The organism is Dactylosporangium sp. NPDC000244, assembly GCF_040300725.1.
Lineage (GTDB): Bacteria > Actinomycetota > Actinomycetes > Mycobacteriales > Micromonosporaceae > Dactylosporangium.
On the sequence record NZ_JBEPEH010000025.1, the window covers coordinates 110751 to 133373 of the forward strand.

The 22623-nt window shown below is 76.3% G+C and carries 16 protein-coding genes; 13 read left to right on the forward strand and 3 right to left on the reverse strand.

Going from position 1 to position 22623, the window contains the following annotated elements; all coding sequences use genetic code 11:
- Positions 1–9: 9 nt before the first annotated feature.
- Positions 10–1524, reverse strand: coding sequence for an ankyrin repeat domain-containing protein (locus tag ABT369_RS33010; protein ID WP_350617839.1), 1515 nt, complete (start codon positions 1522–1524; stop codon positions 10–12).
- 177 nt (positions 1525–1701) lie between these two features.
- Between ABT369_RS33010 and ABT369_RS33015 the strand changes: the two genes are divergently transcribed.
- From ABT369_RS33015 to ABT369_RS33025, 3 genes are read left to right on the forward strand one after another with little or no spacing between them, the layout of a single operon-like run.
- Positions 1702–2022, forward strand: coding sequence for a PadR family transcriptional regulator (locus ABT369_RS33015; protein ID WP_350617840.1), 321 nt, complete (start codon positions 1702–1704; stop codon positions 2020–2022).
- Positions 2016–2636 (forward strand): hypothetical protein, encoded by a 621-nt coding sequence (locus tag ABT369_RS33020; protein WP_350617841.1) that lies wholly within the window; start codon positions 2016–2018, stop codon positions 2634–2636. The genes ABT369_RS33015 and ABT369_RS33020 overlap by 7 nt, the downstream gene beginning before the upstream one ends.
- Before the next feature lie 45 nt (positions 2637–2681).
- Positions 2682–2846, forward strand: a complete 165-nt coding sequence (locus ABT369_RS33025) for a hypothetical protein (RefSeq protein WP_350617842.1) — start codon at positions 2682–2684, stop codon at positions 2844–2846.
- Here the strand turns inward: ABT369_RS33025 and ABT369_RS33030 are convergent.
- Both ABT369_RS33030 and ABT369_RS33035 read right to left on the reverse strand, forming a co-directional pair.
- The gene (locus tag ABT369_RS33030) at positions 2803–3390 is read right to left on the reverse strand and encodes a hypothetical protein (protein ID WP_350617843.1); all 588 of its coding nucleotides are present in this window, start codon (positions 3388–3390) and stop codon (positions 2803–2805) included. The two genes, ABT369_RS33025 and ABT369_RS33030, sit on opposite strands and share 44 nt — an antisense overlap.
- 33 nt (positions 3391–3423) lie before the next feature.
- Positions 3424–4836, reverse strand: a complete 1413-nt coding sequence (locus ABT369_RS33035; RefSeq protein WP_350617844.1) for a condensation domain-containing protein — start codon at positions 4834–4836, stop codon at positions 3424–3426.
- Positions 4837–4908: 72 nt separating this feature from the next.
- Here ABT369_RS33035 and ABT369_RS33040 point away from each other — a divergent pair, with 72 nt between their 5' ends.
- From ABT369_RS33040 to ABT369_RS33085, 10 genes are read left to right on the forward strand one after another with little or no spacing between them, the layout of a single operon-like run.
- Positions 4909–5646, forward strand: coding sequence for a hypothetical protein (locus tag ABT369_RS33040; protein ID WP_350617845.1), 738 nt, complete (start codon positions 4909–4911; stop codon positions 5644–5646).
- Positions 5643–8618 (forward strand): non-ribosomal peptide synthetase, encoded by a 2976-nt coding sequence (locus ABT369_RS33045; protein WP_350617846.1) that lies wholly within the window; start codon positions 5643–5645, stop codon positions 8616–8618. The genes ABT369_RS33040 and ABT369_RS33045 overlap by 4 nt, the downstream gene beginning before the upstream one ends.
- Positions 8615–10273 carry an AMP-binding protein gene (locus ABT369_RS33050; RefSeq protein ID WP_350617847.1) on the forward strand — a complete coding sequence of 553 codons (1659 nt, stop codon included), beginning with the start codon at positions 8615–8617 and terminating at the stop codon, positions 10271–10273. Before ABT369_RS33045 ends, ABT369_RS33050 begins: the two co-directional genes overlap by 4 nt.
- Entirely contained in the window at positions 10270–10779 is a 510-nt protein-coding gene (locus tag ABT369_RS33055; protein ID WP_350617848.1) for a phosphopantetheine-binding protein, read from the forward strand. The genes ABT369_RS33050 and ABT369_RS33055 overlap by 4 nt, the downstream gene beginning before the upstream one ends.
- Positions 10776–10994: an acyl carrier protein gene (locus ABT369_RS33060; RefSeq protein ID WP_350617849.1), complete on the forward strand. Its 219-nt coding sequence runs from the start codon at positions 10776–10778 to the stop codon at positions 10992–10994. Before ABT369_RS33055 ends, ABT369_RS33060 begins: the two co-directional genes overlap by 4 nt.
- A gap of 50 nt (positions 10995–11044) precedes the next feature.
- Positions 11045–13975 (forward strand): condensation domain-containing protein, encoded by a 2931-nt coding sequence (locus ABT369_RS33065; protein ID WP_350617850.1) that lies wholly within the window; start codon positions 11045–11047, stop codon positions 13973–13975.
- Positions 13972–15189 (forward strand): AMP-binding protein, encoded by a 1218-nt coding sequence (locus tag ABT369_RS33070; protein ID WP_350617851.1) that lies wholly within the window; start codon positions 13972–13974, stop codon positions 15187–15189. Before ABT369_RS33065 ends, ABT369_RS33070 begins: the two co-directional genes overlap by 4 nt.
- A complete protein-coding gene (locus ABT369_RS33075) occupies positions 15173–16315 on the forward strand; it encodes a 3-dehydroquinate synthase family protein (protein ID WP_350617852.1) in 1143 nt (380 codons plus the stop codon). Before ABT369_RS33070 ends, ABT369_RS33075 begins: the two co-directional genes overlap by 17 nt.
- Complete coding sequence (locus tag ABT369_RS33080) at positions 16312–17349, forward strand: glycosyltransferase family 2 protein (protein WP_350617853.1); 1038 nt, start codon at positions 16312–16314, stop codon at positions 17347–17349. Before ABT369_RS33075 ends, ABT369_RS33080 begins: the two co-directional genes overlap by 4 nt.
- A 4-nt stretch (positions 17350–17353) precedes the next feature.
- Positions 17354–22609 (forward strand): non-ribosomal peptide synthetase/MFS transporter, encoded by a 5256-nt coding sequence (locus ABT369_RS33085; RefSeq protein WP_350617854.1) that lies wholly within the window; start codon positions 17354–17356, stop codon positions 22607–22609.
- Positions 22610–22623: the final 14 nt, after the last annotated feature.

Below are 22623 nucleotides of genomic sequence, written 5' to 3' on the forward strand. Positions count from 1 at the left end.
AATTTTTTGTCAATCGCTCCTCAGTGGTTCGAGCAGGGCGATGGTCGCGTCCTGGGCGAAGTGCCGAGCCCAGTCGAGCGGGGTGGCGCCGAAGCGGCGGTCCCGCAGGTCCGGGTCGGCGCCGAGGTCGAGCAGCCGCCGGACGAGGCCGGCGTCGCCGTTGCCCGCGGCGTGGTGCAGCGCGGTCTCCCAGGCGCCCTCGGCCGGGGCGTCGCCGCGCCCGAACGCGTTGACGTCGAAGCCGAGCCCGGCCAGCAGCGCGACCGTCTCACCAGGGGCACGGGCCGCGGCCCACACGAGCAGCCCGGGGCGGCGGCGCCGGGCCTCGGCCGCGGCGCCGGGGTGCTCGGCGGCGATGCGGTCCACGGCGGCGGCGTCGGCCCGGAACGCGGCGGCGATGAGGTCGTGCGCCGGATCGGGCGCGGGCCGGGGCACGCCCCGCTCGAGGAGGTACGCGGCGATCGCGGCGTCGCCGTAGAGCTCGGCCAGCTCGAGCGGGGTGCGGCCGTCGCCCGGGGCCCAGGGCGGCCCGTCGCCGGTGAACGGCGCCGCGAGGTCCACGCCGTGCTCCGCCAGGAGTCGTACGCGTCCCGCCTGGCGATGCTCGACGGCCCACCGCAGCTGCACGCGCAGCATCTCGGCCGGGGTCGGCAGGGTGTCGATCCGCGCCTTCCACGGCCCACCGTCGCCGGTGCCGAGGCCGTGCTCGAAGAGCAGCTCCAGGTGCGAGTCGTCGGGCTCGAACATGCGGTTGTAGAGCGTCTGGGCGTCGTTGGGGTCGGCGCCGGCGCGCAGCAGCAGCGTGCCCAGGGCCTTCCAGTGCGGGTGGGGCGGCTGGCGGACGCGGCCCAGCTCCCCGGCCCCGAAGACCCCGGTCAGGAGGGTGAACGGGGAGGGGAGGCCGTCGAAGAGGTACCCGTCGTCCGGGTCGGCGCCGGCGTCGAGCAGCAGCCGGGCGACCGCCAGCACCCGCTCCGCCTCGACGCCGGGGTCGGCCCGGGAGTAGACCAGGCAGAACAGCGGCCGCCAGCGCAGCGGCCCGCCGGGCGCCGACGCGAGGCCGGGCCGCTCGGCGAGCAGCCGGGCGACGTCGTCCGGGCGGGCGGCGGCGGCCGCGGCCCAGATGCTGCCGGCGGTGAGATCGGGGTGCCGGCGCAGCAGCTCGCGCGCCTGTGCCCAGCGCTCGGGACCGTCCTCGCGCGAGTACGTCAGGCAGGCGAGCCGGCAGAACTCGTCGGCTGGGTCGGGCGCCGGCGCCGCGCCGAGCGTGGTGTCCCAGCCGTGCTCGGCGACGGTCCGGAGGTATCGGGTGAGGCGGGGCCAGCTCGGGAACCCGTATTCGCGGGCGATCACGAGCTGGGCCGCGTTCAGCGGCAGGGCCGGGCCGGCGGGCGGCGCGGGGTGGCCGCGGGCGATCCGCGCGACGGCGTCGGGCTCGCCCGCGCGCACGGCTCGCTGCAGGGTGCGGGCCTGGCGGCGGAAGTGCTCCAGATTGGGGCGTTCGGGCATGCCTCGGGTCGGCACGGCGGCCTCCTCTCGTGTGCCTGTGTCCGCTCGTCAGGCCGAAAGGAGAACGATGGTGACGCATGCCGCGCATCGCCAGGTGGGCTGAGCCCATTCCCGCGGACCGGCGGCGCCCTGGAAGCCGTCCGCCATGCTACCGGGCTTGACCCTATGTAGAGCGGCGATATAGTGACGTCCATGCGCATCACCGTGCCGACGGCGCGAGTGCTGGCGGCCCTGCTCGCCGCGCCCGAGGACGATCACTACGGCCTCGAGCTCATGCGGGCCGCGGGGCTGGCCAGCGGGACGCTCTATCCGATCCTCACCCGGCTCACCGAGGCCGGCTGGCTGGAGCGGCGCTGGGAGGGCATCGAGCCGGCCGCGGCCGGCCGTCCCGCGCGGCGGCTCTACCGGCTCACCGCGGAGGGCGTGGCGCAGGCCCGCCAGGCGCTCGCGGAGCTGCGCGCCCAGCTCGGCGACGCCGCCGGACCGGCGGGCGAGCCGAGGCCGGCGTGGTGACCCGCCGCCTCGCCGCGCTGCTGCTCGCGATCGCGGCCCTGCGCTGGCCGGACGAGCTGCGCGCGGAGATGCTCGCCGAGTGGTCCGCGGAGGTCCACGCGCTCGCGGCCGCCGGCCGGCGTGGGCGGGCGCTGACGTTCGCGGCGAGCCTGGCCGCTTCCCGGCCCCGCGTCCGCGCGTTCTCGGTCGTCCCGGCGGCCCGCGGCGTCTGGTCGTGCGTGCGCCTGCTCGTCGTGCTGCCGGCCCTCGCCGTGACCGGGGGCTACCTCGCGTACTGCCTCATGGTCGGGTTCATGCCCCTGGCGATCGCCGTCGCGGTCGCGATGGCGGTGCTGGGCGGGACGTACGTGCCGCGGCGGGTGCCGGTGGTGCTGCTGATCCCGGCCGTGACCCTGCCCGGTGGCGCGCTGTTCGCGCTCGTCGCCCCGCTGATCGACACCCGCTTCGCGGCCGACCGGCACACCATCGAGGTCGCGGTGTTCTGCTGGCTGCTGATGGCGGCGCTGGCGGTGGCGGCCCTGCTCGTGCGGGGTGCGCGGCAGCGCGCGGGGTGGATCGCCGGCATCCTGGGCGCGTTCGTCGCCACGGCCGCGGCCATCATGGTGCGCTACTGAGGCCAGTACGACCCCGCGGGGGCTCCGATGTGGATGGTGGCCGCCATGACCCACCACGCGTTCGGCCTGCCGCACCCGGACTCGGCCGAGCTCTGGGACATCGCGGACGACCTGAGCTCCGACCCGGGGATGTTCCTGGTGCTGGCCGGCTTCGCGCTCGGCTGCGTCATGGCCGCGCGGATCCACGCCCCCAGTCGAACAGCACGCTGACGGCCGCCGCGATGTCCTCGGCCCCCTCGGACCCGTCGACCGTGACGACCGGGTAGCCGAGGTCGCGCGCCTGGTCGGCGAGGAGCCGCGCGAACGTCGCGTCGCGCTCCATCCACCGGTCGAACGCGCCCTCGGGGTCCGCGGTCCCGGCGACGAGCTCGAGGGCCCACGCCCGGCGACGGTACTGCCGCCGCTGGAACTCCTCGGCCGGCACGACGAACGCGGCACGGTCGCGGGGCACGTCGTGCGCGTCGAGCAGCTCCGGCAGCAGGGCCGCGCCCTCGGCGATCCCGGTCTCGGGCAGCTCGGCGAGGATGAGCGGGAACTCCTCGCGGCCGAGCCGGAAGACGTCCTCGACCTGCACCTCGACGGGCTGGGCGAGCCGTTCCCCGGCGCTCATCGCCCGGACCTTGTCGAAGGTGGGGCCGCCGTGGCGCTCGAACGCGTCGTCGCACGAGTAGAGGGGCAGGTCCCGCGCGCCGGCGAGCAGCCCCGCGACGGTCGACTTGCCGGAGCACGGCGCTCCGCCGATCCACCAGATCACCCGACCATTCTCCATCGCGGCGGGCGGGCCCGGTCAGGGAAGCTCGAGGTCGCCGACGCGCCGGCCGGGGTCGGTGAGCAGGGCGCCCAGCACCGCCGTGTAGCCCTCCAGCGTCTCCAGCATCGTCGCGCGCGGGTAGATCGTCGGGTTGTACTGCATCGACGCGCCGCGGCGGTCGTGGCGCACCACGAGCCCGGGTTCGCCGCGCTTGGCCCACAGCCGCGCCGCGCGCTCGTCGAGGACCGTCCCGGCCGGCTTGCGCGCGCGGGAGCGGACCTCGCGGCGGTCCGGCGGCGGGTCGTTCGTCGGGGCGGCGGACTGGAACCACGAGTGGTACAGCAGCAGAAACGGCCACGGGCGCATCGCGTCGAAGTCCGGGTTCACGGCGCGGGCGATCTCGGTGAAGGACGCGGTGTGCCGGACCGCCTCGTACATCGACGAGCGCACCAGGGCGATCGCGTCCAGCAGGGACGTGCCCGGGCCGATGGTGGTGGCGACGTACACGTTGTTGGTGAACTGCCCGACGAGGTCCTCGGCGCCGGGCTCGTCGCGGCCCGCGGTGGCGGTGCCGAGGACCAGCCGCGGCCGCCCCGTCCGCGCGCCCAGCAGGATCCGGTACGCGGCGAGGTACAGCAGGAACGGCGTGATCCGCTGCGCCCGGGCGAACGCGTGCAGCCGCCCGGCGAGCCCCGCCTCCATGGGCAGGCCGAGCGTCGCCTCCGCGGTGACGTCCGGCGGGGCCGCGGACCGCTCGAACGGCCACGCGTCGGGCAGCGGGGTGAGGGTGCGCCGCCAGAACTCGTCCCGGCGGCGCCGATCCGCCGGGCCGAGGTCCGGGTCCGCCATGGCCGCCGCGTAGGACAGCTTCAGCGGGCGCAGCGCCGGGCCGGCGCCGGTGCGCGCCCGGTACGCGGCCCGCAGGTCGCGCAGGAGCACGCCGGTCGACCAGCCGTCGGCGATGAGGTGGAACAGGGTCACGCCGACGGTGTGCCGGTCCGGCGCCTCGCGCAGCAGCACGACGCTCCACAGTGGACCCGCGCTCAGGTCGAAGGCGCGGCCGCGCTCGACGCCGAGGATGCTGCCCCGCAGCAGCTCGCGCCGCGAGGCCGGCTCGGCGGTCAGGTCGGTGAACGCGACCGGCGGTTCGACGTCGTCGAGAACACGTATTCCGGGATCGATGGAAACCGAATCGAATACGATTCTCAGGGCATCGTGACGGGCCGCGACATCGGCAACGGCGTGCCGAAATACATTGACGTCAACGGATTCAATCCAGGTCGTCGTCTCGAACACGTTGTAGCCCAGCACGCCCGGATCGGACGGCGCGAAGCAGGACACGAACTCCCATAGCGCCTGCTGGCTACGCGCCAGGCGAGACGCCCCCCGACTCATGGTGCATGAGCTTCGCCGCGCCCGGAGCGAATTGTCAAGTCCCGGGACACGCATTGATGTTTCGAAAAAAATCGACTCGTAGAAAACCCTCGACGTCCCCCGGAAGGGTGAATTACCGTCGGCGGCGTGGCGATCGGGGGATGGCGCCTGCTGAGCAGTGCGTCCAGTGCGCGGACCGTGGTGGCGGTCGACTTCACCCTGGCAAAGGTGCGGGCCCAGGCCAACTTCGGCGACCTGGCCCGGCACCTGCCGGAGGACTGGGCCGTCTGGGGCAGCGACGAGACCGGCTGGCCGGCGGCGCCCGGCGACGCCCACGAGCACCTCGCCGCGTGGCGCGAGCGGACCGCCGCGCTGGGAAACTTTCACGCCGCGCTCGGATTCTGCGCCGGGGCCGCCCTCGCCGGATTCCTCGCCCGGGACGCGCGCCTGGTGCTGTTCGACCCCGTGCTCGTGAGCACCCGGACGATCGCCGAGCACTACGCCGGGGCCGTGCGCCGCCTGGGCGCCGAGCCCGGGTCCGAGCCGGACGACGACGCGGAGGCGCTGGCCGGGCGCTACGCCGTCGCGGCCCGCACGGCCCTCGGCGAGCAGGGCGTGCCCGACTCGATCGCGGCCGAGCTGTGCGGCCGGGTCGCGGCCAACCTGCGCTACCTGGACATGGCGCGCGCGGCCGGCCTCGACGGGCTCGAGCCGGACCTCGTGGTGCTCTCCCGCGACCACGAGCCGCCCGCCACCCTCGCCCGCTTCCCCCGGCTGCGCCTGGACGTGCCGCAGGAGCGGCTGCTCGCCGACCCCGCCGCCGGGCGTGCGGCGGCCGCCGGGTGCTCGGCGGTGTCCGGGCGTGCGGCGGGGGCCCGGCCGTGAGCGGGCTGAGCCGCAAGGAGGAGGCGTTATGGCTGTTCCAGCGCCTCGCCCCGGACGTCTCCGTCGACAACCAGCCGCTCGCGATCCGCACGACCGCGCCGCTCGACCCGGCCGCGCTGGCGTCCGCGGCCGCTGAGATCCTGCGCCGGTACCCCTCCCTGCGCACCCGCTTCCCGCAGCGCGACGGGGTGCCGATGCGGCACGTCGCCGACCCGGACGCCGAGACGGTCCCCGTCGCCGTGCTCACCGCGCCCGAAGCGAAGCTCGGCGCCGTGCTCACCGAGCTCGCCCTGCGCCCGTTCGACCTCGCCGCGGAACTGCCCCTGCGCGTGTACGGCATCGCCCTGGACGAGGGCGGCAGCGTGCTCTGCCTGGTGTCGCACCACATCGTCTTCGACGGCGCATCGGGCGGCGTCGTGATGCCCGACCTGGCCACCACCTACCACCGCCGGGCCGGCGGCCGGACGGCCGAGCCACCCGCGGCCGCCGCCCCCTTCGCGGAGCCGGCCCCGGGCAGCTCCCGCTACTGGCTGGACCGGCTGCGAGGCGTGGACCCCGCGCGGCTGCCGCTGGCCTCGGCCCGCCCCGAACCCGCGCGGCCCACGTTCGCCGGCGCCCAGCTCGAGCGCGACCTGCCCGTGGCCCCGCTGACGCGGCTGCGCACCCGGCTGCGGGTCACGGACAACATGGCGCTGCTGGCCGTCTTCGCCACCCTGCTCGCCCGGCACGGCGCCGGGCCCGACCTCGTGGTCGGCATCCCGGTCAACCTGCGCCGGCCGGACAGCCGCGACGCCGTCGGCTACCACGTCAACACGCTGCCCCTGCGCCTCACCGTCGACCTGCGCGGCGGCTTCGCCGAACTCGCCGCGCAGGTCCGCGACCGCGTGGCCGAGGCCCTCGACCACGCCGACGTGTCGTTCGAGCACCTGCTCGGCGAGCTGCCGAACGCGTCCGGAAGCTGGCGATCGCCGCTGTTCCGGCACATGTTCAACTACCTGCCGCCGGCCCAGAACGCGGCGCCCGGCGAGCTGCCCGGCGCCGAGTGGGTCTCCGTCGACCCCGGCACGAGCCGCCACGACCTGCAGTTCGTCGTGGTGCCGCAGCCCGGCCGGGTGCGGCTGCAGGCGGTCTACAGCACCGAGGTGCACGACGAGGCGACCGTGCGCGCCCTCGCCGACCGGTTCGCGCTGCTGCTCGCGGCCGCGGCGGCCGACCCGCGCCGCCCGCTCGCCGAGCTGGCGATGTGGAGCGACGCCGAACGCGCGCTCGTGGCGCGGGCGAACGCGGGCGCAAACCGGGCGCGGCCGGCGCCGACGGTCGCGGCCCGCATCGCGCACCGGCACGCGCGTCAGCCGGACGGGCCCGCGCTCGTCGACCCCGACGGCACCGTGCACACCCGGCGGTCGCTGGCCCGCCGGGCCGCCGCCGTCCGCGCCCGGCTCGCCGCGCAGGGGATCGGCCGCGGGGACGTCGTCGCCGTGACGCTGCCCCGCGGCGCCGACCTCGCCGCCGCCGTGCTCGCCGTGTGGTCGCTCGGCGCCGCGTACCTGCCGGCCGACCCGGGCCAGCCCGCCGCCCGCCTGCGGGACCAGCTGGCGCGGGCCGGCGCGCGGTCCACGGTGGACACCCCGGAACCCGGCGAGGCCGACAGCGCCGCCCTCGACGCCGGGCTCGCCGCCGCGGCGCCGGACGACCTCGCCTACGTCATCTTCACCTCCGGCTCGACCGGGCGGCCCAAGGGCGTCGAGATCCCGCACGGGGCCCTGGCCAACCTCGTGCGCCACTTCGCCGCCGAACTCGCCCTCGGCGAGCACGAGCGGGTGCTGTGGCTGACCACGTTCGGCTTCGACATCTCCGCGCTGGAGCTGTTCCTGCCGCTGGCCGACGGGGGCGGCGCGATCGTCGCGCCCGACGAGGCCCGGACCCGCCCGCCGCTCATGCTGGAGCTCGTCACCCGCCACGACGCCGCGGTGGTGCAGGCGACCCCGACCATCTGGCGCCTGGCCGCCGGCTCGGTCCGCGACGAGCTGCGCGGCCGCCGGGTGCTGTGCGGCGGGGAGCCGCTCAGCGCCGCCCTCGCCGAGCGGCTGCTGCGCACCGGGTGCCGGCTGTTCAACGTGTACGGCCCGACCGAGACCACGATCTGGTCGTCCAGCGCGCCGGTCGCGGCCGGGGTCGCCGACCCGGTGAGCATCGGCGCGCCGATCGCCGAGACGTCCTTCCACATCGTCGACGAGCACGGCCAGGACGCCCCGCCCGGGCTCGTCGGCGAGCTGTGCATCGGCGGCACCGGCCTCGCCCGCGGCTACGCCGGAGCGCCCGAGCTGACCGCGCGGCGGTTCCCCGACGATCCGGTCCGGGGCCGGCTGTACCGCACCGGCGACCTCGCCACCTGGCGCGACGACGGCACCGTCACGCTGCTCGGCCGCGCCGACCGGCAGGTGAAGCTGCGCGGCCGCCGGATCGAGCCCGGCGAGGTGGAGGCCGCCCTCGAACGCCACCCCGCGGTGCGCGCCGCCGCCGTCGTCCTGGCCGGCGACCCGCAGGGCGACGGGCGGCTCGTCGGCTACGTGCAGCCCGCGGCCGTCGACCTCGCGGACGTGCGCCGGCACGCGCGGGAGCTGCTGCCGTACTACCTCGTCCCCGCCGACCTGATCCCGCTGGACGCCCTGCCCCGCAACGCCAACGGCAAGGTCGACCACCGCGCCCTGCCCGCGCCGCCGGCCCCGGTCGCCGAGGCCACGCCCGCGCCGGGCGAGGCCGATCCGGTCGTCGGGCTCTTCCGCGAGGTCCTGGGCCGCGACGACATCGGCCCGGACAGCAACTTCTTCGCCGGCGGCGGCCACTCGCTGCTCGCCGCGATCCTGGCCGCCCGCCTCGGCGACGCGCTCGGCCGCGAGGTCTCGCTCCTCGACGTGTTCGACGCGCCGACCCCGGCCGAGCTGGCGCGACGCCTGAAGGAGAGCGCATGAGGACCGTGCCCGACCTGCTGCGGCGCAGCGCCCGGCTCGTCCCGGACCGGCCCGCCATCGTGCTCGACGGCGGCGGGACGCTCACCTTCGCCGAGCTCGAGGCCCGCTCGAACGCGTTCGCCCGCGGGCTGCGCGAGCGCGGCGTCGGCCACGGCGACCGGGTCGCGCTCGCGTTCGGCGGGACCGCCTGGCCGCAGTACGCCATCGCCTACTTCGCCACCCTCAAGCTCGGCGCGGTCGCGCTGCTCGCCGGGGCCCGCTTCGGCGAGGACGAGCTCACCCGGATCGTCGCGGGCTACCGGGTCGCCCGGATCGTGCGGCCCGGGGACGACCTCGGCGCCGGGCTGCCCGCCGAGCCGCTCGTGGCCGCCGTGGCGCCCGGCGACGCGGCCGAGGTCGTGTTCACCTCCGGCACCACGGACCGGCCCCGCGGGGTCGTGGCCACCCACGCCAACCTGCTGCGGGCCCAGGTCGCGTGGCCGAGCGCCCCGCGGGCCAACCAGCCCTGCGCGCACGCCCTGCCCGTCGGCTCCGTCGCCGCCCAGGCCGTGCTGCTCACCTGCGTCGGCGGCCAGCACACCCTGCTCGCCGCGGCCGCGTTCGCCGTGCCGGAGTTCACCGCGATGGTGGCCCGGGAGCGGGCCGTGACCGTCTGCCTGGTCCCCGCCATGGGCCACTGGCTGGTCCGGGCCGCACCGGGGGAGGCGACCCCGATGCCGTCGGTGAAGGGCGTCAGCTTCTCCGGGGCGCCGCTGCCGGTCCCGATCATGGCCGACCTCGCCCCCGTGTTCCCCAACGCGGCGTTCCACAACTTCTACACGTCGACGGAGACGTACCCGGCCCGCGTCGCCACCCGCTTCGACCCCGAGCGCCCCGAGGCCGTGGGCCGGCCCGTCGGCTCCAGCGCCGTGCGCGTCACCGGCCCCGGCGGCGAGACACTGCCGCCCGGCGAGTCGGGCGAGGTGTGGCTGCGGGCCGGGGGAGCCCCGCCGCGGGCGCTGCTCGACTCCGAGCACCGCATCGACGTGGCCGACGGCTGGACCCGCACCGGGGACCTCGGCCACCTCGACGCCGACGGCACCCTGTACCTCACCGGCCGCGCCTCCGACGTCGTCATCGTCGGCGGCTTCAACGTCTCCACCGGCCGCGTCGAGCAGATCCTCACCCGGCACCCGGCCGTGGCCGAGGCCGCGGTGTGCGGCACCGAGCACCCGGTCCTCGGCGAGATCGTGGCCGCCTTCGTCGTGCTCAGGCCCGGCTCGCCGCACGCGGCCGGCACCACCGCCACCGACCTGCGCCGGTTCGCGGCCGAGCACCTGACCCGGCCCGAGGTGCCCGCCGTCGTCCGGCTGGTGGACGACCTGCCCCGCAACGAGGCCGGGAAGGTCGTCAAGCGGGAGCTGCCGGCCGAGTTCCGCGAGCCGGGCACGGCACTGGAGCGCGACCTGGCCGCCGTGTGGGCCGAGGTGCTGCGGATCGACGCCGTCGGCGCGACCGACAACTTCTTCGAGATCGGCGGCGACTCGCTCGCCGCGACCCGCATCGCCGCGACCGCCCGCGAACGCCTCGGTGTCGACGTGGACACCATCGCCGTGCTGGAGGCGCCGAGCGTGGCCGAGCTGGCGCAGTACATCCTCGAAAGGAACGAGCCATGAGCGCACCGCTGTCCGGCCTGGACACCGCGGCGAAGACCCTGCGGGAGCACCCGGGCGTGACCGAGGCCGCCGCGCTGCTGGCGCCGGACGGCCGGCGGATCCTGGCCGTCGTGCCGGGCCTGGCCACCGCCCCGGTCGACCTGCGCGACCACCTGTGGGCGACCCTCGGCGCGGACGACCTGCCCGACGTGCTCGTCGCCGTCGACGCCCTGCCCGCCGATGCGGCCGGGCTCGACACCGAGGGCCCCGGCAGCCACACGTTCCGGGCACCGTCCACGCCGACCGAGGAGGACCTGGCCGAGATCTGGGCCGAGACCCTGGGCCGGGAGCGGGTCGCCGCCGACGACAACTTCCTCGACCTCGGCGGCGACTCGATGACCGCCGCGCTCCTGCTCGACCTCACCAACGAGCGCCTGGAGACCGGCCTGACCCTCGGCGACCTGCTGTCCGCGCCGTCCCTCGCCGCGATCGCCGAGACCGTCGACCGGTCCCGCCCGGCGTCATGACCACGACCCAGGCCGTCTACGCCATCGTCGACGAGGTCCTCGCCCGGCCCGTGCGCCCCGAGGACGACCTCTACGACCTGGGGTTCGACTCGCTGCTCATCGCCCGCACCGCCGCCCGGGTCCGGGAGCGGCTCGGCGTCGAGCTGCCCCTGGCCGAGTACTTCAACGCGGGCACGGTCGCCGACCTCGCCGCCGCGGTGGAGTCCCACGCATGAGCGGTACGGAGCGAAGCGGAGTGGCCGCTCATCAGCAGCCCAGCGTCGGCATGAGGGCGCCGATCACGCCGGGCCAGCAGCGCCTGTGGTTCCTCGCGCAGGTCGACCCGGACGCGCTGGACTGGCACATCCCGCTCGCGTACCGGCTGCGCGGCCCGCTCGACGCCGCCGCCCTGGCCACCGCGCTCGGCGACGTCGTGGCCCGCCACGGCGCGCTGCGCACCCGGTTCCCGCTCGACGGCGCGGCCCCGGTGCAGGAGGTGCTGGACGACTGGCGCCCCGAGGTGCCGATCGTGGACGCGACCGCCGAGACGGCCGCGAGCGCCGTCGCCGGGCTGGCGAACACCCCGTTCGACCTGACCGCCGCGCCGCCCCTGCGCGCCGCGATCCTGCGCATTGCCCCGGACGAGCACGTCTTCGCGCTGGTCCTGCACCACATCCTCGCCGACGCGTGGTCGATCGGCGTGCTCCGCGACGAGCTGGCCAAGGCCTACGCCGGGCGGCCGGGCGAGTTGCCCGTCCTCGCGAAGCAGTACGCCGACCTCGCCCGGCAGCCGCGCCCGGACGGCGCCGCGGCCCTCGCGTACTGGACCGGGCAGCTCGCGGGCGCGCCGGTGCTGGAGCTGCCCACGGACCGGCCGCGCCCGGCCCGCCGCGGCACCGACGGCACCTTCGACGGCTTCGAGCTCGGCCCCGGCCGGGCCGCCGACCTGCGCACCCTCGGGCGGGCCGGCCGCACGACGCCGTTCATGACGCTGCTGGCCGCCTACCTCGCGCTGCTCGGCCTCGCCACCGGCCAGGACGACATCAGCGTCGGCACCCCGGTCAGCGGCCGCGACCGCACCGACGCCGAGCCGCTCATCGGCTACTTCCTCGACACCGTCGTCATCCGCGGCGACCTGTCCGGCGACCCGACCTTCCGCGAGCTGCTCGGCCGGGTGCGGGCGACGGCGCTGGAGGCGTACCAGCACCGCGACGTGCCCTTCGAGGAGCTGATCGCGCGCCTCGACGTGCGCCGCGACCCGGGCCGCACCCCGCTCTTCGACACCATGCTCATCGTCCACGGCGGGGCCGAGGACCACGGGCTCGCGCTGCCCGGGATCACGGCCGAGTACGCCGACCCGGGCCACCGCGCGGTGAAGTTCGACCTCACCCTGGAGTGCTTCGCGGGCGGCGGCGGGCTCAAGGTGGTGGCCCAGGCCCGGCGCGACCTGTTCGACCCGGCGAGCGTCGCCGCGCTGGTCGGCCGGCTCGGCGAGCTGCTCCGGCTGGCCGCCCAGGACCCGGACGCGCGCCTGCGCACCCTCTTCGCCCGGCTGGCCGAACCCTGGGTGTGCGCGCCGGCCGTCCCGCGGCAGCATCCGCTCGACCTCATCGACCTCACCTCGCACGCCCCGGCGATCGTGCACGGCGACGCCACGGTGTCCTACGCCGAGCTGGGTGCCCTCGCCGCGCGGGCGCAGGCCGGCGGCGGCCTGGTCCCCGTGCGGCTCCCGCCCGGCGTCGACCTCGTCGCGGCCCTCCTCGGCGCCTGGCGGGCCGGCGCGGGCTACCTGCCGCTCGACCCCGAGGCCCCGCCGCGCCGCACGGCCGAGCTGATCCGCGACAGCGAGACCTGGACCGTGCCCGCCGGGGCGCTGGCCTACGCCATGTTCACGTCGGGCTCCACCGGGCGGCCCAAGGCCGTCGCCGTGCCGCCGACCGCGCTCGCCGTCCGGGTGCGCTGGATGCGCGAGCGCTACGGGCTCACCCCGCACGACCGGGTGCTGCAGTTCGCGTCGCCGTCCTTCGACACGTTCGGCGAGGAGGTGTACCCGTGCCTGGCGGCCGGCGCCACCCTCGTCATCCCCACCGGCGACCGGGCCGCGCTCCCGGACTTCCTCGCCACTCCGGCCGGCCGGAGCGTCACCGTGCTCGACCTGCCCACCTCCTACTGGCACGAGCTGTGCGCCGACCCGGCCGCCGTCGCCTGGCCGCCCGGCCTGCGCCTGCTCGTCCTCGGCGGCGAGCAGGTCCGCCCGGACGCGCTCGCCCGCTGGTTCGCCCACATCGGGGAGGGCGTCGAGGTGCTCAACACCTACGGCCCGACCGAGGCGACGATCATCGCCACCGCCGCCCGCCTCACGCCGGCGGACACCCGCGGCCGGCCGCCGATCGGGCACCCCATCGGCGACACCTGCGTCCACATCGTCGGCCTCGGCGGCGGACCCGTGCCCGACGGCGTCGCGGGCGAGCTGGTGATCGGCGGCCCCGGCGTCGCCGACGGGTACCTCGGGCGCCCCGACCTCACCGCGGAGCGGTTCGTGGCCGGGCACTACCGCACCGGGGACCGGGCCCGCCGCCGCGCCGACGGCGCCCTGGAGTTCCTGGGCCGGCTCGACGAGCAGCTCAAGGTCCGCGGCTACCGCATCGAGCCCGGCGAGGTGGAGGCCGCGCTGCTGGCCCACCCGGCGATCGGGCACGCGGTCGTCACCGCCGACGGCGACGGGCGGCTCGTCGCGCACCTGGTGCCCGCCCCCGGCTCGGCGGTCCCCGGCCCCGGCGCGCTGCGGGCGCACCTGGGCGAGCTGCTGCCGCCGCACCTGCACCCGCGCGCCTACGCGACCCTCGACCGGCTGCCGATGACCCGCAACGGCAAGGTCGACCGCTCGGCGCTGCCGCCCGTGGCCGTCGCCGCGGGGGAGGGGCGTGCGCCGGAAAGCGACGGCGAGCGGCTGGTCGCGGACGTCTGGCAGGAGGTGCTCGGGGTCACCGGCATCCGGGCCGACGACGATTTCTTCGACCTCGGCGGCCACTCGCTGCTGGCGGTGCGGGTCGCCGGGCGGCTGCGGGCGGGCGTCGGCGTGGAGGTACCGCTGCGGACACTCTTCCGCGAGACGACCGTCGCCGCGCTGGCCGCGGCCGTCGAGGACCTGCTCCTGGCCGAGATCGACGCGCTCGACGACGCCGAGGTCCAGCGTCTGCTGCGGGACCCGGCATGACCGGCATCATCGACGCGGTCACCGGCGTGGAGCTGTCCGGCGACCGGCTGGCCGGCGCCATCGCGGCCGCGGCCGGGCAACTGCCGGACACGGGCATCGTGGTGTGCCCGCTGCGCCCCGAGATGGACGCGGTGCTGCGCTACCTCGGGGCGTTGAGCACGGGCCGGCCCGCGCTCGTGTGCGACCCGGACGCGGCCGGGGCGCTGGCGGCCCGGTTCGGCTCCGCGGCGGACGTGCATCCCGACCTGGCGCTGATGCTGGCGACGTCCGGCTCGACCGGGCAGCCGCGGCTCGTGCGCCACTCCGCCGCCGCGGTCGCCGCGGCCGCCACCGCGATCGTGAAGGCGCTGCGCATCGGGGCCGAGGACGTCGCGGTGACGAGCCTGCCGCTGTTCCACACGCTCGGGCTCAGCGTCCTGCACAGCCACCTGCTCGCGGGCGCCACCGTGGTCCTCGAGCCCCGCGGGGTCCTCGACGCCGGCTTCTGGGCGAGCGTCGAGCGGCACCGGGTCACCGCGATCACCGGGGTGCCGCACACGTTCGAGCTGCTCGCCCGGCTGCCGTGGGAGCCGGCCCGGACCCCGCACGTGCGCAGCCTCGCGGTGTCGGGCGGGCGGCTGCGCGACGCGCTCGTGCGGCGCTTCGCGGCCGTGCCCGGCATCGCCTTCTACTCGATGTACGGCCAGACCGAGGCCGGCTCCCGGATCTGCGTCCTGCCGCCGGAGCACCTGCCCGCGAAGGCCGGCTGCGTCGGGCCGCCCGTCGACGGGATGGAGCTGGCGATCGCGGCCGGCGGCGAGGTCGTGTGCCGCTCGGAGACGGTGATGCTCGGCTACGCGGACACCGCGGCCGACCTGGCCCGCGGGGACGACTGCGGCGGCGTGCTGCCCACCGGGGACCGCGGCCGCCTCGACGCCGACGGGCACCTGTGGCTGACGGGGCGGCTCGGGCGCGTCGGGAAGGCGTACGGCATCCGGGTCGACCTCGACGCCGTCGAGCACGTCGCCGGCGCGCTCGCCCCGGCCGCGGCCCTGGCCGGCGACGACCGGGTCCTCGTGTGGTGCGAGGGCCTGCCCGCCGCGCGGGCGCGCGAGGTGGCCGCGCTCGTCGGGCGCGAGCTCGGCATCCACCGCACCGCGGTGCTGGTGACCGCGATCGACCGGCTGCCGCGCCGGGCCAACGGGAAGGTGAACTACGATGCGCTCCCCGTATGAGGAGCTGGGGCTCGCGTTCGGCGACGCGACCGTGCCGTACCTCTACGGCACCGGCTGCACCCCCGCGCTCGCCGAGGCGATCGCCGACCGGCTCGGCGACGCCGACGCGATCCTGTTCGTCGCCGACGACGGGGTGCGCGGGCACGCGGACGCGGTCGCCGCCGGGCTCCGCCGCCGGGTGCGGGTGGAGCCGGTGACCGTGGAGGCGGCGGAGCGGCACAAGACCCTGCCGACCGTGCACCACCTGCTCGAGACGGCGGTGGCCCGCGGCCTGACCCGCCGCTCCGCCGTCGTCGCGATGGGCGGCGGCACCGTCGGCAACATCGCCGGGCTCGCGGCGGCGCTGCTGTTCCGCGGCACCCGCCTGGTGCACCTGCCGACCACGCCGGTCGCGGCCTTCGACGCCACCGTCTCGCTCAAGCAGGGCGTGAACCTCAGCGCCGGCAAGAACCTCGCCGGCACCTACTTCGTGCCCGCGCTCATCGCGTGCGACCTCGCGTGGCTGTCCACGGTGCCGCGGCACGACCTGCTCACCGGGCTCGCCGAGATGGTCAAGAACGTGCTCGTCGCCGCGCCCGGGCTGGAGTCCAGGCTCGTGCCGGCCCTCGAGGACCCGGGCGCGGCCCTGCCGTCGCTGCTGGAGATCGGCGTGGCGGCCAAGGCGCCGTTCGTCGCCGCCGATCCGCGGGAGCGGGGCGGGGCGCTCATCTTCGAGTACGGCCACACCGCCGGCCACGCCATCGAGTTCGTCAGCGGCGGCGAGATCCACCACGGCGAGGCGGTCGCCTGGGGCATGCTCATCGCCGCCGAGGTCGCCCGGCGCCGCCACGGCCTCGCCGCCGACGACGTCGCCGCCCACCACCGCCTCGTCGCCCGGCTCGACCTGCCCGACGCGGCCGCGCGCCTCGGCGGGCTCGACCGGGCCGCGATCCGCGCCGCGCTCGCCGCCGACAACAAGCGCGGCTACGGCCCGTGCGCCCCGGGCGAGGTGCTCATGGTGCTGCTCGACACCGTCGGCCGCGCGCTGCCGGGCCCGCCCGGCGGGCCGCCGCTCGTCCCCGTCCCGGTCGAGGCCGTCATGGAGGCCTTCGAGACCGTGGCCCTGAACGCCCTGGAGGCCGTGTGAGCGACCAAGGACTGTCCGTCGTCATCCCGGTCAAGGGCCGGGTGCCGCAGATGCGCCGGCTCCTGGAGAGCCTCCGCGCGTCGATCGAGGCGTGCGAGGAGCCGGTCGAGGTCCTCGTCGTCGACGACTCCGAGCCCGCCGACGCCCGGGCCCACCAGGAGCACTGCGCCGCCTTCGCGGCCCGCTACCTGCGCGGCCCCCGGCACGTGGGCGCCAAGCGCAACGACGGCGTGCGGGCCGCGGCCTACGACCTGATCCTGTTCATCGACTCCGACTGCCTCGCCACCCCGCAGCTGCTGCGGCGGCACGCGCAGACCCTGCGCGGCGCGGACGAGGGCGTCGGCGCGGTCGCCGGCCCGACGTTCGTGCAGGGTGTCGACAACGCGATGTTCCGGATCATGTCCCGCTCCCGGCTGCTGAACTCCGCGTTCGAGTGGCCGGCCCAGGCCCGCCAGGTCGGCTGGGCGACGACCTGCAACCTGGCCGTGCGCCGCGACGCGTTCGAGGCCGTCGGGGGCTTCGCCGAGCGGCCGCTGACCGTCGTCGGCGGCGAGGACGTCGACCTCGGCCTGCGGCTCACCGAGGCCGGGCACCGGATCGTCTGCGACCGCGAGGCCGTGGTGGTGCACGACAAGAGCAGCATCGAGTCGCTCGGGACGGTGTGCCGGCGCCTGATCACGTACGGCCGGTCCGGCCAGTGGCTCCTCGACGTCCACGCGGGCCGGGGCCGGCCGAAGCTGAACCGGGTGAGCGCGCTGTCGGCGACCGCCGTCGCCGGCCCGCTGCTGCTGCCCGCGGTCGCGGCGGTGCTGCTCGCCGCCGACGCCCGGCAGCGCCTCGGCGACGACGCGCCCACGCTGCGCTCGCTGGCCGAGTCGATCGCCTGCGCCGGGCTCGACTGGTGCTTCGACCTCGGCGAGTTCATCGCCGCCTGGCAGCTGGGCCGCCCCGACCGGCTGTTCACCGGCTTCGGCTGGACCGACGACCCCGCGTTCGTCTGGGACCGCGAGCCGGCCCAGCGGTACGGCGGCTGAGCGCGTGGGCCACCAGGGACAGCTCGCCACCCCCACCGACCTCGCCACCCCCACCGACCTCGCCACCCCCACCGACCGTGCCGCCGCCCGGGCCGAGCTGCTGCGCCGCCGGCTCGCCACCCGCCGCGCCGACACCGTCCCGCGCCGCGCCGACGACGCCCGCCCGCCGCTGTCCTTCGCGCAGGAGCGGCTGTGGTTCATGGACCAGCTGGCCCCCGGCACCTCCGCGTACACCGTCCCGATCGCGTCCCGCCTGACCGGCCCGCTCGACGCCGACCGGCTCCGGGCCGCCCTCGACGCGGTCGCGGCCCGGCACGAGACCCTGCGCACCCGCTTCGGCACCGACGCCGACGGCCGCCCGGAGGCGCACGTCGAGGAGCGGGTGAGCGTCCCGCTGGAGACGTTCGTCGCGCCCGGCGAGGCCGCCGCGCGCGAGATCGTCGCCGAGTTCGGCGCGCGCCCGTTCGACCTGGGCACCGGCCCGCTCGTGCGCGCCGCCCTGGTCCGGCTCGCCGGCGACGAGCACGTGCTGGGCGTGGTCATGCACCACATCGGCTCCGACGGCTGGTCCATCGACGTGTTCCTCAAGGACCTGCTGCGCGCCTACGCCGGCCGGGTGCTCGACCCGCTGCCGGTGCGCTACGGCGACTTCGCCGCCTGGCAGCGGGACCGCTACACCGGCGAGCGCCTCGAACGCGACCTCGCCTACTGGCACGGCCGCCTCGCCGGGGTGCCGCCGCTGGACCTGCCCACCGACCGGCCGCGCCCGCCCGAGCAGCGCTTCCACGGCGCCGGGCACGCGCTGGCGTTCGGCGCCGACCTGGCCCGCGCCGTCGCCGGCCTCGCCCGCCGCTTCGGCGCCACCCCGTACATGACGCTGCTGGCCGCGTACCAGACGCTGCTGTCGCGCTACTCCCGCCAGGACGACTTCGCCGTCGGCTCCACCGTCGCGGGGCGCACCCGGCCCGAGCTGGAGGGCGTCGTCGGCCTCTTCGCCAACGTCCTCGCGCTGCGCGCCGACCTGTCCGGCGACCCGACGTTCGCCGAGCTTCTCGTGCGGGTCCGCGACGGCGTGCTGGACGCGTTCGACCACCAGGAGACGCCCTTCGACCGGATCGTCACCCACCTGCGCGGGCCGCGCGACGTGTCCCGTTCGCCGGTGTTCCAGGCGACGTTCACGATGCTCAACTACGGCCGCGGCGGCCTGCCCGAGGCCGGGCCGCGCGTCGAGCCGTTCCCGATCGACGCCCGGCAGACCCGGTTCGACCTGGAGCTGTACCTGTTCGACCCCGACGCCGGCGAGCTGCCCGGCTTCTTCACCTACAACACCGACCTCTTCGCGCCCGCGACCGTCGAGCGCATGGCCGGGCACCTGGAGCGCATCCTGCGCGCCGTGACCGCCGACCCGGACCAGCGCGTCAGCCGCATCCTCATGCTCGGCCCGGACGAGCGCGCGTTCGTCATGGACACCGTCAACGACTCCACCGTGGACATCGGCCCCGCCCGCACCCTGCACGAGCTCATCGCGCGGCAGGCGCGCCGGACCCCCGAGGCGCCCGCGGTCGTCTTCGAGCGGCAGAGCATGTCCTACCGCGAGCTCGACGCGAGGGCCGACGCGCTCGCGGACCGCCTGCGCTCGGCCGGCGCCGGCCCCGGCCGCACCGTGGGCGTGCACCTGGAGCGCGGGCCGGAGCTGGTCGTCGCCCTCCTCGGTGTGCTGAAGTCCGGCGCCGCCTATGTGCCGCTCGACGCGGACAACCCGCCGGAGCGCACGGCGTTCATGGTGTCCGACGCCGCCCCGGTGGCCGTCGTGTCCGAGGGCTCGGTCGAGGTCCGGGAGGGAGCGCCGCTGCCGCGGGACGACGTCGCCTACGTCATCTACACGTCCGGCTCCACCGGCCGGCCCAAGGGCGTGCCCACCACCCACCGCGCGATCCACAACCGCCTCGACTGGATGCAGCGCGCCTTCGGCCTCGGCCCCGGCGACGCCGTGCTGCAGAAGACCCCGATCGGCTTCGACGTGTCCGTGTGGGAGCTGTTCTGGCCGCTCATCACCGGCGCCCGGCTGGTGCTGGCGCGCCCCGGGGGTCACCGCGACGCCGCCTACCTGCGCGACCTCATCGCCGCCGAGGGCATCACGACCGTCCACTTCGTCCCGTCGATGCTCGCGATGTTCCTCGCCGAGGACGGGATCGAGGCGTGCACGAGCCTGCGGCGGGTCATCGCCAGCGGCGAGGCGCTGCCGGTCGACCTGGCCCGGGCCGCGCTCGAGCGCCTCGGCTGCCCGGTCCACAACCTCTACGGCCCGACCGAGGCCGCCATCGACGTCAGCTGGTGGCAGTGCTCGGCGGCGGGCCTCGCCGGACGGGCGCGCGTGCCGATCGGGCGGCCGATCCAGAACATCCGGCTGTACGTCCTGGACCCCGCGGGCGCGCCGGTGCCCGTCGGGGTCCCCGGCGAGCTGCACATCGGGGGCGTCGGGGTGGCCGCCGGGTACCTCAACCGGCCCGACCTGACCGCCGAGCGCTTCCGCGACGGGATGTACGCCACCGGCGACCTCGTGCTGCGCAACCCGGACGGCACGCTGGAGTACCTCGGCCGCCTCGATGACCAGGTGAAGCTGCGCGGGATGCGGATCGAGCCGGGGGAGATCGCGGCGGTCCTGCGCGCCCGGCCCGGCGTGCGGGACGCGGCCGTGGTCGTGCGCGAGGACCGGCCGGGGGATCAGCGCCTGGTCGCCTACGTCGTCGGGGCGGACTTCGGCGACCTGCGCGCCGAGCTCAAGCGGGTGCTTCCGGACCCGATGGTGCCGGCGGCGTACGTCACCCTGCCCGAGCTGCCGGTGACCGCCAACGGCAAGCTCGACCGCCGCGCCCTGCCCGCGCCCGCGGTGGCAGAGCGGGCGTTCGCCGAGCCCTCGACCCCGACCGAGGTCGCCGTCGCCGCAGTGTGGGCCGCCGTGCTCGGCCTGCCCCGCGTCGGCGCCGACGACGACTTCTTCGACCTCGGCGGGCACTCGCTGCTCGCCACCCAGGTCGTGGCCAAGCTCCGCAAGGTCCTGCCGGCTTCGGCCCCGGGCTCGGTGAGCGTCATGGACCTGTTCAAGCACCCCACCGTGCGCGGGCTCGCCGCTCTCGTCGACACCCCGGCCGAGCGGCGCGGACCCCGCCGGCTCCTGCACGAGCTCACGAGGCCGATCCCCGAGGGCCGCACGGAGCTCACCCTCGTCTGCATGCCGTACGGCGGCGGCAGCGCCATCGTCTACCAGCCGCTCGCCGACGCCCTCCCGCCCCGCCACGCCCTGCTCGCGCTGGCCGTCCCCGGCAACGACATCGGCCTGGAGGAGCAGCGGGAGGCGTTCGACACCCTGGTCGCCGCCACCACCGCCGAGATCCTCGAGCGCGTCGAGGGCCCGGTCGCCGTCTACGGCCACTGCGGCCTCGGCGGCGCCCTGGCCGTCGCGGTCGCCTGCGCCCTGGAGGCCGCGGGCCGCCCGGTGGAGACGCTGTTCACCGGCGCCATCTTCCCGTTCGCCCGGCCCCGCGGCCGGTTCGTCAAGCTGCTCAACCGGTTCGAGCGCCTGCGCAGCGACCGCGCCTACGCCAACTGGCTCACCTCCATCGGCCTCGACCTCAGCGACTTCGGCGAGGACCAGATCCGCTCCATGGTCCGCGGGATGCGCCGCGACACCGAGGCGGCCGAGGAGTTCTTCACCGAGCTCTACCGGACCCGCGCCACGCGCCTGCGGGCCCCCGTCGTGTCGATCGTCGGCGAGCGCGACGACGAGACCATGTACCACCAGGAGCGCTTCCGCGAGTGGCACTTCCTGTCCGACCGGACCGCCCTGTACGTCCTGGACGAGGCGGGCCACTACTTCCTGAAGTGGCGCGCGGCCGAGCTGGCCGCCGTGCTGACCGCGCGCCTGCCGTTCGAGGCCGGCACCGAGCACGCCGCGGACACCTGGCGCCTGGCCCGCGTCTCCACCGGCGAGCGCGGCGCCGGCCCGGAGCCGAGCATGCGCCGCTTCCTCGGCGTGGCCGCGAGCCAGCTGGTGTCGATGACCGGCACGGCCATGACGGAGTTCGCCGTCCCGGTCTGGATCTACCTGCACACCCACTCGCTGCTCAAGCTCGCCCTGTTCTCGACGATCGCGCTGGTCCCCGGCATGCTGGTGCTCCCGGTCGCGGGCGCCCTGGTGGACCGCTACAGCCGCCGGGCGGTGACGCTCGCCAGTGACGGCGCCGCCCTGGCGACCCAGGGCGTGTTCCTGGCGCTGCTGCTCACCGACCGCCTGCGGATCGGGCACATCTACGCCCTGCTGGCCGCCCTGTCGATCGCCCTGACCTTCCAGCGCCTCGCGTACAACTCGGCGGTGCCGCAGCTGGTGCCGAAGCGGTACCTGGGCCACGCCAACGGCATGGTCCAGGTCGGCGCGGGCATCGCCCAGTTCCTCGTTCCCGTGGCCGCCGTCGGAGTCATGGCCGCCATCGGCCTGGACGGCATCCTCGCGCTCGACGTCGCCTCCTACGCGGTCGCCGTCCTGGTGCTGGCCTTCGTGCGGTTCCCGGCCCTGATGGGCTACCGCCGCCGCGAGCCCATGGGCCAGGAGATCCGCAGCGGGTTCCGCTACGCCATGGGCACGCCGGGCTTCCGCGCCATGCTGCTGTTCTTCGCGGTCTCGAACCTGTTCCTGGGCCCGGTCCTGGTCCTGGTCCAGCCCTTGGTGCTGAGCGTCGGCGGGCTGCGCGCGGTGACCCAGGTGGCGGTGGCGGGCGGCGCCGGCGTCGTGGCCGGCGGCCTGCTCATGGCCTTCTGGGGCGGCCCGGCCCGGCGCCGCATGCGGGGCGTCCTGCTGTCCGCGCTGACCTTCGCCGCGTTCGCCGCGCTGGCGGGAGTGTCCCGCTCGATCCCGGTCATCGCCGCGGGGGTCTTCGGCATGTTCGCGGCCCTGACGGTGATGAACGCCGTCTACGCCACGATCGTGCAGGTGAAGGTGCCGCCCCGCGCCCACGGCCGGGTGTTCGCGGTGAACACGGTCTTCGCCTTCGGCACGCTGCCGATCGGCTTCATGCTGATCGGGCCCGGGGTGTCCGCCGCGATCGGCCTGGCCCCGACGTACCTGCTCTTCGGCGCCGCCATCGCGGCGATCGCCCTGGCCGCGATGTGGTACCGCCCGCTGGCCCGCTTCGACACCGACGTGCCCGACACCGAGCCGGAGGACCTGATCGGCCTGGCGGAGCTCGAACGCCGCGGGCGGTGAACGGGCACGGCCGG

Bases quoted from the DNA above. Each gene is read 5' to 3' on its own strand.
- ABT369_RS33015 (WP_350617840.1), top strand. From the start codon at position 1,702: ATGCGCATCACCGTGCCGACGGCGCGAGTGCTGGCGGCCCTGCTCGCC.
- ABT369_RS33075 (WP_350617852.1), top strand. From the start codon at position 15,173: ATGCGCTCCCCGTATGAGGAGCTGGGGCTCGCGTTCGGCGACGCGACC.
- ABT369_RS33025 (WP_350617842.1), top strand. From the start codon at position 2,682: ATGACCCACCACGCGTTCGGCCTGCCGCACCCGGACTCGGCCGAGCTC.
- ABT369_RS33050 (WP_350617847.1), top strand. From the start codon at position 8,615: ATGAGGACCGTGCCCGACCTGCTGCGGCGCAGCGCCCGGCTCGTCCCG.
- ABT369_RS33055 (WP_350617848.1), top strand. From the start codon at position 10,270: ATGAGCGCACCGCTGTCCGGCCTGGACACCGCGGCGAAGACCCTGCGG.
- ABT369_RS33070 (WP_350617851.1), top strand. From the start codon at position 13,972: ATGACCGGCATCATCGACGCGGTCACCGGCGTGGAGCTGTCCGGCGAC.
- ABT369_RS33065 (WP_350617850.1), top strand. From the start codon at position 11,045: ATGAGGGCGCCGATCACGCCGGGCCAGCAGCGCCTGTGGTTCCTCGCG.
- ABT369_RS33060 (WP_350617849.1), top strand. From the start codon at position 10,776: ATGACCACGACCCAGGCCGTCTACGCCATCGTCGACGAGGTCCTCGCC.
- ABT369_RS33035 (WP_350617844.1), bottom strand. From the start codon at position 4,836: ATGCGTGTCCCGGGACTTGACAATTCGCTCCGGGCGCGGCGAAGCTCA.